Origin of the sequence: Paraburkholderia oxyphila NBRC 105797, assembly GCF_000685075.1 — a bacterium.
Lineage (GTDB): Bacteria > Pseudomonadota > Gammaproteobacteria > Burkholderiales > Burkholderiaceae > Paraburkholderia > Paraburkholderia oxyphila.
The window spans coordinates 18,174-30,138 of record NZ_BAYD01000036.1; the positions used below are offsets into that span (position 1 = coordinate 18,174).

Genomic DNA, 11,965 nt, shown 5'->3' on the forward strand with positions numbered 1-11,965 from the left:
GTTATACGCTCACCGGCTTCTTGCTCGCACGTTTCGCAATCTTCGCGATCTTGTCTTCGTGCTTCGCCGCGGGCCAGAGGCCTTCCTGGCGATACAGCATGATGACGACCATCGCGAGACCATAAAGCAGCTGTCGAATCACTTCGGTATCGACGATCTGGTGGCCGAACAGCGCGTGCTGAAGCGGGCCCATGGTCGAGCGCAGGAACTCAGGGAAGATCGAAAGCAGGACCGCGCCGAGAATCACGCCCGGAATATGGCCCATACCGCCGAGCACCACACAGGCAAGTACGACAATTGATTCTACGAACGTGAACGACTCTGGCGAAACGAACCCCTGGAAGGAGCCGAACATCGCGCCGGACAAACCGCCGAACGACGCGCCCATCGCGAACGCGAGCAGTTTCACGTTACGGGTGTTGATGCCCATGGCCTTGGCGGCGATTTCGTCTTCGCGGATCGCGGCCCATGCGCGGCCGATACGCGAGTGCTGAAGACGCGTACACACCCAGATCGTGAGCAGCGCGCAGATCACGAACACGTAGTAGTAGCAGTACACCGCGGTGAATGTGAACCCCAATACCGTGTGCGGCTGCGCGAGGTCGAAGCCCGCGATGTTCAGTGGCGCCACCCCGGTAATCCCTTGAGGACCGTTGGTGATGTTCAGCGGCCGGTCCATGTTGTTCATGAAAATGCGGACGATTTCCCCGAAGCCGAGAGTCACGATCGCGAGATAATCGCCGCGCAGACGCAGCGTAGGTGCACCGAGCAGGACGCCTGCGAGCGCCGCAACGCCCATTGCGATTGGTACGACGATCCAGTAAGGCGTTTGCAGCCCATGGGGGAAGATACTGGCGAGCCAGGCGAACTGGGTCGTGAGATGGGGCGACGTGAGCAGCGCGGCAGTATAGGCGCCCACCGCGTAGAACGCGATGTAGCCCAGGTCAAGCAGGCCCGCAAAGCCCACCACCACGTTCAGGCCCAGCGCGAGCATCACATAAAGCATCGCGAAGTCCAGCACGCGGACCCAGTAGTTACCGCCCGCGGCGCCCACCAGCACCGGCAGGAGCGCAACGATAACGGCAGTGACGATGCCCGTTGTCAGGGTCTTCGTCAGATTCTTCTCCGGGTTGAGCGGCGCAGACGGCTCAATGCGTTGAAGGGAAGTCATGGTTCCGTGTCTCCGGTTTTGATATGTAGTCGACATCACTTACGCGCGGTCTGCAACACGTTCGCCCAGCAGCCCCGACGGACGGAAAACGAGCACGATGATCAGCACGATGAACGCAAACACATCCTGATAGTTACTGCCGAACACCCCGCCGGTGAGACCACCGATGTAGCCCGCACCGAGCTGCTCGATCAGGCCGAGCGCCACGCCGCCCACCATGGCGCCGCCCAGGTTGCCGATACCGCCCAGCACCGCCGCGGTGAACGCCTTCATGCCCGGGATGAAGCCCATGTAGAAGTGCGCGTTGCCGTACTCGGAGGCGATCATCACGCCGGCCAGCGCAGCCAGCGCCGAGCCGATCATGAAGGTGGCCGAGATCACGAAGTTTGGGTTCACGCCCATGAGGCTCGCGTTGTTCGGATTCTCGGAAATGGCCCGCATTGCGCGGCCCAGTTTGGTTTTGTGCACGAGCAGCAGCAACGCACCCATCATGAGAAATGCGACGACAATGATCACGATCTCGGTGGGCGAGATCACGGCGCCGACGCTCGTGTCGGTCGCCTTGATCACGTTGATCGGATCGGTCGAGATCAGTTGCGGGAAGGCCAGCGGGTTACGCGACCAGATCATCATCGCGAGCGTCTGCAGCAGGATCGACACGCCAATAGCGGTGATGAGCGGAGCGAGACGCGGCGCGCGGCGCAATGGGCGGTACGCGACCCTCTCGATCGTGTAGCCGACGAAGGCGCAGACCACGGCGGCAATGACGAGCGCGATGATCAGCGTGGGGATGTTCCCGAGGCCCGGGAAGTGGTTATGCATCACGTTGATCGCGGAGAGCGCGACCATCGCCCCGACCATCAGCACGTCGCCATGTGCGAAGTTGATGATGCCGAGAATGCCGTACACCATCGTGTAGCCGAGGGCGATGATGGCGTAAATGCTACCGAGTACGAGTCCGTTCAGGATCTGCTGGATAAAGATGTCCATTGCGATACCAGGTTGAATGTTGAGGCGATGTCGGTAGTGGCCATTCCCACCACTCCCGTGCGACTCCGTTGCTACGGTTGATAGAAGATTACGAAGCCGATATGGACTGCACAAACGAAATCGCCGCATGAGATATGCTGGCCGGGAATACCTTGGCTAGGGATAACCCTAAAAACTGTTGCTGCGAAGCAGCAGCAATTCCCGCATGGAATGCAAGGACGATGGGAAGACGGCTGCCGCGGCGAGGATTTTGTCCACGGCTTTGAACGAACCTCTCGCGTAACAACAGAGGTAAGGAAGTACATGTATCCCGCTCAGCACGAGGGCGTAGCGAATGGGATCGTGAGTCGGGAAGGTTTTGCAAACAGAGAAAAGCCGAAGCCAGACAAGCTGGCTTCGGCTCTGCCGATCAGGTTAGGGAGAACGACCTGGTCGCCGCACAACAGGCGCATCGTGCAATCAGGAACGTGCTGTCAACCGCTCCTTTGGTTGCCGGTGCATCGGCTCGTCGTTACGCCAGGGCGCGTTGCGTAATGTGATTGAAGCGAATCGGCTCGCTGTAGCCTTAGACGTCTCCCTTTGCGGTAACGCCCGCCCATGCGATACGAGCCCGTGCGCCGACAAAGCGGAGCGGATCCGGCGGCACCCATGAAGGATTCGAATTCTCCAGAATGAAGCTCAAGTTCTCGCTCTCGATTCCGCAGATATAGTCCGCCATGTAGTAGCCCAGATAGGTTCCCTTCACCACGCCTACGCCATTGCAGCCGCTGATGACGTAGACGCCTTCGTCCGCCCGCGAGAACGCCGGCTCGTGATTCTGGGTGATCGAGAACACCCCTCCCCACGTGTAGTCGAAAGTGACGTCTTTGAGGAATGGGAACCGCGCTTCGAAAGCTGCGCGGTGTTGGTGCCACGCAGCGTTCAGCTCGTCGCCCCCGCTTCTCAGCTCAGGAAGATAGTCGTACGTATTCCGGATAAAGATCCGATTGTCGTCAGTGAACCGCACCGTGGTCCCTGCCATGTGCGCCGACGTCAGGCCCCACGGCTTGACTCCCTTGAAATGCTGCGCAAGTTGCCGCTCACTCAAGGGCTGAGTCAAGCTCGCATACGTGAAGATCGGCACGATCCGGTTGGGAAGCTTCCCAAACTGCTCCACATATGAATTCGTTGCCTGCACGACTGTGCGCGCCGAGATCGTCCCGCCGACAAATTTCAGCTTATGAGGGGAGCCGTATTCGATGGCTTGGACCGGGCTGTTTTCAAACAGCGAAACAGACCGGGGAAGCGCCTTGATCAGACCACGCACGAGTGCCGCGGGATTGACCAGTACGTTTCCTTTTGTATACACCGCAGAGCGATAGTAAGGTGTACCGAGCCGTCGGGTCAGTTCCGGGCCCGAAACAAGGTCATAGTCGAACCCCGCATGCTTGAGCATGCCTGCGAAGTTCTCCAGGCCGGGCAGGTTGCTTTCCTCGTGTGCCGCCATGTACTTCCCGGCGTCATTCCAGAAGGGAATCGCGTATCGGTCCTTGAATTGCCGCAGCCTCTCGATCGCAAACGTGTTCAGGCGGAATAGCGAGCGCGCATGCTCAACGCCGGTTTTCGCAAAGTTCATGTTGTGCGGCAAGTCGATCAGGAAACCCGCATTCCGACCTGATGCACCTTGCCCGACCCGCAAAGCGTCCACCAACGCGATGCGTGCCGACGGATCATTCTCGGCAAGCCTCAGGGCGGCGGATATTCCGGTGAAACCGGCACCAATCACGACGTAGTCGAATTCGTGATCGCCCTTCAGCCGGGGGCCAAACGCGACATTGGAATCAGGGGCAGTCTCAAGCCAACCCAAATCACCATCCACATGTGGAAATCTCGTTATCTTTTGCATTGCCGTTCTCGGTTGAGACTCAGTTGAGCCATACCGGAACGATGCAAGAACACAGGTTTCAGCACAAACGAATTTGCGTCATATGACATTCCCGCGAGGAATGCAATGTGAAAGAGCCGGCCGCCTGCCCGCAAGGGCCGACGTTTCTTATCGGGTATTCCCTAGCCCATGAGAGGTGTGTCTCGCGCCGCGCCAAAGCCGACCGGCATTCCGATTTGGCATGGGACATACAACCCTCAACGGGCGAAGCCAAGGGAGTGCACGCTGATCAGATTGTGGTGAGCAGCCAATCCCGGAAAGTTGCAGCTTGCGTACTGAGAGGACGATGCTTGGCAAACACGAGATGATCGCCGCGCCCCGTCTCGTACTGGAACTGACCGACTCTCTTTAGTTTGCCGGCTTCAATTGCCGTGCGCGCCATCGAATCCCAGACGAGACTCACTCCAAGTCCTTCGAGCGCGGCGTTTAGCGTCAATGTCAGCTGGTTGAACGTAATCGCCTTTCCGGGAATTTGATAATCGACACCGAAATGATCGAACCAGTCCTGCCAGTCGAGGCAGTCCCACTGGTGCGAGTCGAGCTGTATCAGCGGTAACGAGCGCAGATCACCTGGCGTTGCCGGCTCGGGAAATTGCATTTCGGCGCTGCAGACGGGGTAGACGATCTCGTGGATGAGCGGTGCGCTCTCCAGGGTCGTCCAGTCACCCGATCCATAAAGGATACCGAGGTCGTTTTCCCCCACGCTGTGTTCATTCATGGCGTTGGTCGAAACGACGCTCACCGTAATGTCCGGATACTTCTGATTGAACCGAACGATTCTGGGGAAGAGCCAATAATGTGCAACCGACAGCGTGCAGCTGATGGTGACGGCCTCGCCGGACTGCGCATTGCGGGCTTTCTGCACCGCTCGCTGCAGCCTGTACAGCACAGGCTCCACTTCCTCGAGAAAACTGGCACCCGCCTTGCTCAACGTAATCCCGCGCGCATGCCGGTCAAACAGCGCGCAATTAAGCGCTTCCTCCAAAGCCTTGATCTGTTTGCTCACGGCGCTCTGCGTGATGGAGAGCTCGCGCGCTGCCGCCGTAAAACTCCCACTGCGGGCGACGGATTCAAAGCACACAAGCGTCTCGATCGGAGGCAATGAATTCAACATCCTCAGAACATTCGTCATCACTTCACCATTGCATCGCCACGGGAATTCCCTCCGGATCGTCCAATTATACGGAGATCATTGCGCTGCTGCCATTCCCAGCTGGCATACGTTCGACGGCCATTTCCAACGTATTCGGCTACGTTGAAATCGGGCGTGGCGGCAAGGTATTCCGACGAGGAAGGTCCTATGCCGGGATTTCGTTTGTGTCCGAGAGATGTTGCTCTCTACGATTCGGCTTACACCCCACTCTCTGAATGTCCGTTATGTCCTCAAAATCCGCTTATCTTCCGTGCGATCTCGATCGTGCCCTGCTAGTTGGACGAGTCTGGCGACAAACCCCAGCGGGCGCCGGCCCATGTGTCGTAGCTGTTCGCAATGGAATGGTCTTCGATATCTCTCAAACTGTGCAGACCACGGCAGACCTGTTCGATCGAGAGGATCTGCCCGAGATCGTGCGCAACGCACCTGGCGAACCGCTTGGCGATGTAGGGACGCTGCTCGAGCACAGCCTTGACGCGGAGCGCGACGCCAACCGACCTTATTTGCTCGCACCGTGCGATTTACAGGCGATCAAGGCATGTGGTGTGACCTTCGCTGTGAGTCTCCTCGAGCGCGTCATCGAAGAACAAGCCGGAGGCGATCCCGCGAAAGCACAAACCGTTCGCGCAGAAATCACACAACTGATTGGCACCGACCTCTCGAAGATCAAGCCGGGCTCCGATGCTGCAATCAAGCTGAAGGAAGAACTTCAACGGCGCGGCGCGTGGTCCCAATACATGGAGGTTGGGATCGGCCCGGACGCCGAGGTGTTTTCGAAGTCGCAGCCGATGTCTGCCCTCGGATTTGGCGTGGATATCGGGCTGCATCCGGCTTCCGCATGGAACAACCCTGAGCCCGAGATCGTTCTGGCGGTCAACAGCAAGGGACACGTTGTTGGCGCCACGCTCGGCAACGATGTCAACTTGCGAGACATCGAAGGCCGCTCCGCACTTCTCCTCGGGAAATGCAAGGACAACAACGGCTCGTGCGCCATCGGACCTTTTATCCGGGTGTTCGACGAAGCCTTTACGCTCGACTCGATCCGCGCAACAAGCGTCTCGCTGCGCGTCGAAGGTCTCGACGACGACTTCCTGCTGGAAGGCGTGAGCCACATGAAGGAGATCAGCCGCGACCCGCTCGATCTCGTCGCCCAAACGTGGGGCGCCCATCATCAGTATCCAGACGGCTTCATGTTGTTCCTTGGAACGATGTTCTCCCCGATCAAGGACCGGAACGCACCGGGTGGCGGCTTTACTCACCATATCGGTGATCGCGTAACGATCAGCGCGCCGCCGCTGGGCGCGCTGCTGAACACCGTCCGCTTGTCCACCGAGATTGAACCGTGGACATTCGGAGTTCGCGCGCTGTACGCCAATCTTGCCGCTCGCGGCTATCAACTGGGGAAGCAATCTTGAATCAAACTTCGTTCAATGTGACATCCGCGCCCTTCGCTGCTATCGACAATGCCGTCGCGCGCGCAGACGAAGCCCAGGCGATTTACGGCACCGCGCCCGGCGCGGTGCGCAGCCGCCTCCTGCGTGGCCTCGCCGACGCACTCGAGCGAGACGCCGCCGGGCTTGTTGCGCTCGCCGATGAAGAAACCTCGCTCGGCACCGCGCGCCTGAACGGCGAACTCGCGCGCACCGCATTCCAGTTGCGTGGCTTTGCGGAGCGTGTCGAGTCTGGTCTCGCGCACCGTCAAATCGACGATGCAGCCGTGCCTGGCGCGCCGCCTGCGGGACGTCCGCAGCTCACGCGCGTGCTTGAGCCGCTCGGTCCGGTCGCGATGTTCTCGGCGAGCAATTTTCCGTTCGCATTTTCGGTGCTTGGCGGCGATACGGCCTCTGCCCTCGCTGCGGGCTGCACGGTGATCGTCAAGCCGCATTCGGGTCATCCAGAGCTTTCACGCCGCGTGCACGCGCTTGCCGCTGCAGTGCTGCGCGAGCAAGGCCTGCCCGAAGGTGTGATCGATTTCGTCGACCAGGCTTCACGCGAAGCGGCGGTGCACCTCGTGAGCCATCCCGACGTATCCGCCGTTGCGTTCACAGGATCCTGGCAGGGCGGCGTTGCGCTCTGGCGCGCCGCCAATGCCCGGCCTCGCCCGATTCCCTTCTATGGGGAACTCGGCTCGATCAATCCGCTGGTCGTGACACCTCACGCGCTCGCAGAGGGCGTCGACGTGCCCGCCGCGACGCTCGCCGCGTCGATTACGATGGGCAGCGGCCAATTCTGCACGAGCCCTGGCCTGATCGTGGTGCGCGACGATGCCGACGGCGAGCGCTTTGTTGAGGCACTCGCTCAATCGTTGTCTGCGCAAAAGACGCATGCCATGCTTACGCCCCCGATGCGAACCGGCTTCGAGCATGCTGTCGCGCACATCGCCGCTCAGCCAAGGGTGCACGTACGGCTTGCCGCACCCCCGGGCAGCGACGCTGCAGCATTGCCGCCCGCCCCCCGCCTCTTCGAAACCGACGCAACATCGTTCATCGCAAACCCGGCATTGCGCGAAGAGATGTTCGGTCCCGCCGCGCTGGTCGTGAAGGTCCGCGACGAAGCCAGCGTGATCGACGTACTCGCGGCCGTCGAAGGCTCGCTTACAGCGACACTCTGGGGCGCCGATGACGATACGCCCGGGAACCGCGCACTGGCGGCCGCCGCGCAGCGCATTGCTGGGCGCGTACTGTTCCGCGGCGTGCCGACTGGCGTCGCTGTGTGCGATGCGCAGCAACACGGCGGTCCGTGGCCCGCCTCGACGCAGCCGCAAACCACCTCCGTCGGTTATACGGCGATCGAACGCTTCCTGCGCCCCGTCGCATTGCAGGACGCACCCCAATGGGTGATCGATGCAAACGGGGGAATAGTCGCCGTCTGATGCGGGGTGGCGCGATTTTGCGCCACTCGGAGCAACGTGTTGCCGCCCCCATCGTCGATGGAGGGCGGCAATCGCATCTGCAGTCCTGATGCGCAAGGTCGATGGCCTTTTCCCATCCGAAGCTATCGACGCAATGCTCTCGAAGACCGCGCGCCAAACCCCCACGTTCGTGGACTCAACAACCTTCTCAACGCGGCTACAAAAATAGTGGGCGCCCTCTTCGCAGACGTAGTCGGTCACGCCGAATTCCGTACCGCGTCCAGGCGTCGCAACGCCGGCGAGACAAACCTCGTTGAACCTCAAGATCGCCACCTGGCACCCTCGCCATTCGCCACGTCCCAGCCGCTTACGGTGGGCGCGTGTGGTCACGCCGGCCTACCAGGCGCACGTCCTTCCCCCGAGTCACCCCTTTAGAAAATCCAACCGTATTGAATCCTCGAGCTTCGAAGCGCGTTTCCCCTCCAGGCGACTGAGGCGAAACAAAACTAGTAGCAAGGGACGCACATCATCGGCGTGACCGAGCCGGTGGTGCCCAACTACCAGAGGAGGTTTCGGATGCGCGGCAAGGAGTAACTGCGGCTGCACGCCGGGCAGCCAAAACGTCACGAGATAGGCGTTGTGGGCCGGAAAGTCATGCCCCCGGCCGCACTCAGAGCATACCTGCGATGCGTGATCCCGGTAGAGGCCTTCAGTCGGAAAAATACCTACCGCACGAAGTCAGGCTCTCGCTTCGGGGCAGGCTCTCGTCGCTGCTGCCAACAGGCTCATTTCGCGAGGCCCGTCAAACAGCCCTTGTTTTCTAACCCCAGACCCAGCCTCTGAGGGCGGCTACTGGGTATTCAGCCCGTCACTACCAAATTGCCGCCGGGCGAACCCGCCCGGTGGCCAGAGTCAGAGATATCGAACCTGCCAGTAGCCACTCGCCCCTACCTCCATGCGAGTTGAATCACGGGTAAGGACTGTGTTCGTACCACCAGCCGGTCCGCTTTCCTAGCGTTCTAACGATGCAGCACTTTCCAGGCTCATGTCGCAAGTTTCAGGCGCCATGCACACCGCTGCTATCAAACCAATGAAGGTGACGATTGCGGCCGCTAGCATAGTGTTACCAATGCCGATTGATTCAAGCGAGACAGGCACATACCACGTTCCAATTGCCGCGCCTACGCGCGAGAGCGAAGTACCCATGCCCATCGCAGCCGCTCTGACTTCGGTCGGGAACAGTTCATTCGGATACACCGTTTGCAAGACCTGCGCGCCACCAATAAAAACCGCATAGGAGCCAAACAATGTGAGTATCAAAAGCTTGTTGTCCTGATGCGAAAACGCCAGAACAAAGAGGGCCAACCCAGACCAAAGAAAACTGTGAATCAGCATTTTCCTGCGTCCCAGGCGATTGATCAGTTGCGTAGCGAGAATACAACCAACCACAAACAGAGACGTAATGACGGTCGAACCAAAATCCGCCCAACGACCTGTAAGGTTGAATGCCTCCAATACCTTTGGTACGAAGGCGTAAACTGCGAAGACCGGCACCACAGCGCAAGTCCAAAACACGACAATGAACGCCATACGCGGCCCGTAGCCTGAACGCAGCACACTCATGAATGAAGCGTGCTTCTTACCGTACGCTGCACAGGCGATGTTTGCCAGCGAAAAGCCAGATCCATAGACCTTCTTGATGATTCGCTCTGCCTCACTGCCTCGCCCTTTGCTCAGCAACCAACGGGGTGACTCGGGAGTACCAATCCGTGCAGCAAGCACCATCGCGGAAAGGACGGCAGGGCTTGCGAGCACGAGACGCCACGATTCAGTTCCAAAACTGTCCGATATGATGTTTCCGGCCAGATAGGCGAGTGCAGCACCTGCAAACCACAATATCTGAACCATCGCGAGGCGCGGTCCGCGGTATCTGGTTGGCAGGAATTCGACGAGCATGGCGCTGGCAACCGGATACTCGATCCCCACTCCAATCCCGATCACCAACCTCAAGATAAAGAGTGTGACTCCGGATTCAACCCAATACTGAGCGACGGAACAAACAAGGAAGATAATCGGACCGGCAAGGAACAGCCGCTTTCTTCCAAGTTTATCGGTTAGATTCCCGCCAATGAATCCACCGAGAAAAATCCCAATCAGCGCGGATGCAGCGACCATGCCTTGCCAGAAGCTATCCAGCTGGAGCGCACTCGAGACCTTCGTCAGTGCGACACCAATAATGCTCAGTATGTATCCATCCATCAGCCACCCACCCGAAGCGCGCACCGTCAGGAAGTGATGGAATCGATTTATCGGGGCGTCCTCAATGGATATATTTACCTGTCTCAACTATTGACTCCTGCTTATTTATAAACTTCTATAATTAAATTTATGTTTTATTATTCAATTTTATACACCACCTTTCCGTGGCACTGTTCGCATAAAATATTGACCGTTGAGTAATATGGGTCACGTGAAACAACCTTGATCGCTAAGGCGACGAAGAGAGATCGCATCGAACGACCAACTTCCGAATTGGAGGTTGATCGCTGAGCGTACCCTCATAAACGATCGCCCTCATGCTGGTTCACCGAGCTTCGCAAACACTCAATGGGCATGTCGTGATGCACGGTGTCGACGTTTCTCGCGCACAAGGCGGAGACGCCAGAGAACCCACACATAGTCGAGTTACGTTCGAGAGGGAGGCCTTACCGCAGTACATTGCTGTCGTCTCTTCCATCGCCTTTGGAGGTATTCTTTCGACGATAAGGCATGAAGGCCAAGCGGACAAACGAATTCGAGGCATGCTGTATTCCCCGCAGGAATATTGATGCAAGCTCGCCGCCTAAATGCTTTCGGGGTGGGAGTTGGAAAGACTCCGTTGGCGGCCTGGACGATGCGCTATTCCCGACTTCGAACTAGTCGTCGGCGAGCTCCGGGCAGTAGCGTGCCCGTTACCCCATCTCCACGCGTCGCACTTCGACTGGCCTCCAAGCGCGATAACTATGTTCCGTCAGCCGGGTCGCGAGTCCTGGCAACAGCATTGAAGCGCATCGGGTGCCGCGGCAGTGTTACCGGGGCAGCATCATCACATCCGACGACCGGACCAAAGCGGGCAGTCGGTACGAGGGTCGGCGTCAGGCGACGCCAATGGGCACATGGACGCCTTCGGGCACCGCATATTCCGCCATGCGAAGACGTGAGAGTTCCCAGTGCGCCCGAATAAGATCGCCAGCTCTAACCGCATCGTGCAGCGCGATAGCCTTGATGATCTGTTCGTGCTGGTCGACGGCGTCGGCCATATCCTGCTGCATGCGCTCGACGCCGGGGTGGCGATAGAAGATCTTTCCGAGACGCGCATGATCAATAAGGAGACGACGCAGACTCGGCATCAAGTAGTCGTTCTGCGCCATCCTGCCAATTTCGAGATGAAACTGGTCGTTGTACCGCACGCGGCCATCGACATCATTCTCGCTGACGGCGATCTGAAGGTTCTGCTGAATTCTCTTTAAACGATCAATGTCATCCGGCGTCGAATTGGCCGCTGCCAATTGAGTAGTGACAATGTAGATAAGTGGGGCGGCGAGAAAGAAACTTCGCAGCGACTGATAATTCAAAGACGAAACGCGTGCAGGGCGATTAGCCTCGAGCTCGATGTAGCCTTCCGCCGCCATCTGACGCATCAATTCGCGTACAGGCGGTCGGGAAAGGCTAAATTCATCGGCCAGCTCCAACTCGTCAACGACGGCACCGGGGCGCAGTTCCATGCTGATGATCCGGTGCCGCAAGGCCCCGGCCAACGCGGATTTACGGTCGGTGGGTTGCCCGGCCTCACCGTCCACGTCAATACCACGACTCATTTTCATGATGGATTCAACA

General features: G+C 58.8%; 8 protein-coding genes. 2 read left to right on the forward strand and 6 right to left on the reverse strand.

Going from position 1 to position 11,965, the window contains the following annotated elements; all coding sequences use genetic code 11:
• Position 1: 1 nt before the first annotated feature.
• From BO1_RS22005 to BO1_RS22020, 4 genes are all read right to left on the reverse strand, one after another.
• Positions 2-1,171 (reverse strand): branched-chain amino acid ABC transporter permease, encoded by a 1,170-nt coding sequence (locus tag BO1_RS22005; RefSeq protein ID WP_028219400.1) that lies wholly within the window; start codon positions 1,169-1,171, stop codon positions 2-4.
• A gap of 39 nt (positions 1,172-1,210) precedes the next feature.
• The gene (locus BO1_RS22010; RefSeq protein ID WP_028219401.1) at positions 1,211-2,161 is read right to left on the reverse strand and encodes a branched-chain amino acid ABC transporter permease; all 951 of its coding nucleotides are present in this window, start codon (positions 2,159-2,161) and stop codon (positions 1,211-1,213) included.
• 565 nt (positions 2,162-2,726) lie between these two features.
• The gene (locus BO1_RS22015; RefSeq protein ID WP_028219402.1) at positions 2,727-4,046 is read right to left on the reverse strand and encodes an NAD(P)/FAD-dependent oxidoreductase; all 1,320 of its coding nucleotides are present in this window, start codon (positions 4,044-4,046) and stop codon (positions 2,727-2,729) included.
• Positions 4,047-4,314: 268 nt separating this feature from the next.
• Positions 4,315-5,217, reverse strand: a complete 903-nt coding sequence (locus tag BO1_RS22020; protein ID WP_043285852.1) for a LysR substrate-binding domain-containing protein — start codon at positions 5,215-5,217, stop codon at positions 4,315-4,317.
• A 245-nt stretch (positions 5,218-5,462) separates the two neighbouring features.
• Here BO1_RS22020 and BO1_RS22025 point away from each other — a divergent pair, with 245 nt between their 5' ends.
• Positions 5,463-6,653, forward strand: coding sequence for a fumarylacetoacetate hydrolase family protein (locus tag BO1_RS22025; RefSeq protein WP_028219404.1), 1,191 nt, complete (start codon positions 5,463-5,465; stop codon positions 6,651-6,653).
• Complete coding sequence (locus tag BO1_RS22030) at positions 6,650-8,110, forward strand: aldehyde dehydrogenase (NADP(+)) (protein WP_052409549.1); 1,461 nt, start codon at positions 6,650-6,652, stop codon at positions 8,108-8,110. The genes BO1_RS22025 and BO1_RS22030 overlap by 4 nt, the downstream gene beginning before the upstream one ends.
• A gap of 990 nt (positions 8,111-9,100) precedes the next feature.
• Here the strand turns inward: BO1_RS22030 and BO1_RS22035 are convergent.
• Complete coding sequence (locus BO1_RS22035; RefSeq protein ID WP_043285856.1) at positions 9,101-10,435, reverse strand: MFS transporter; 1,335 nt, start codon at positions 10,433-10,435, stop codon at positions 9,101-9,103.
• Positions 10,436-11,223: 788 nt separating this feature from the next.
• Complete coding sequence (locus tag BO1_RS22040; RefSeq protein WP_043285859.1) at positions 11,224-11,952, reverse strand: GntR family transcriptional regulator; 729 nt, start codon at positions 11,950-11,952, stop codon at positions 11,224-11,226.
• Between the last annotated feature and the right edge of the window lie 13 nt (positions 11,953-11,965).

What these genes read in the sequence shown, in the direction of transcription:
- BO1_RS22015 (WP_028219402.1), bottom strand. Translation starts at nt 4,046, where the DNA reads ATGCAAAAGATAACGAGATTTCCACATGTGGATGGTGATTTGGGTTGG.
- BO1_RS22040 (WP_043285859.1), bottom strand. Translation starts at nt 11,952, where the DNA reads ATGAAAATGAGTCGTGGTATTGACGTGGACGGTGAGGCCGGGCAACCC.
- BO1_RS22020 (WP_043285852.1), bottom strand. Translation starts at nt 5,217, where the DNA reads ATGACGAATGTTCTGAGGATGTTGAATTCATTGCCTCCGATCGAGACG.
- BO1_RS22010 (WP_028219401.1), bottom strand. Translation starts at nt 2,161, where the DNA reads ATGGACATCTTTATCCAGCAGATCCTGAACGGACTCGTACTCGGTAGC.
- BO1_RS22005 (WP_028219400.1), bottom strand. Translation starts at nt 1,171, where the DNA reads ATGACTTCCCTTCAACGCATTGAGCCGTCTGCGCCGCTCAACCCGGAG.
- BO1_RS22025 (WP_028219404.1), top strand. Translation starts at nt 5,463, where the DNA reads ATGTCCTCAAAATCCGCTTATCTTCCGTGCGATCTCGATCGTGCCCTG.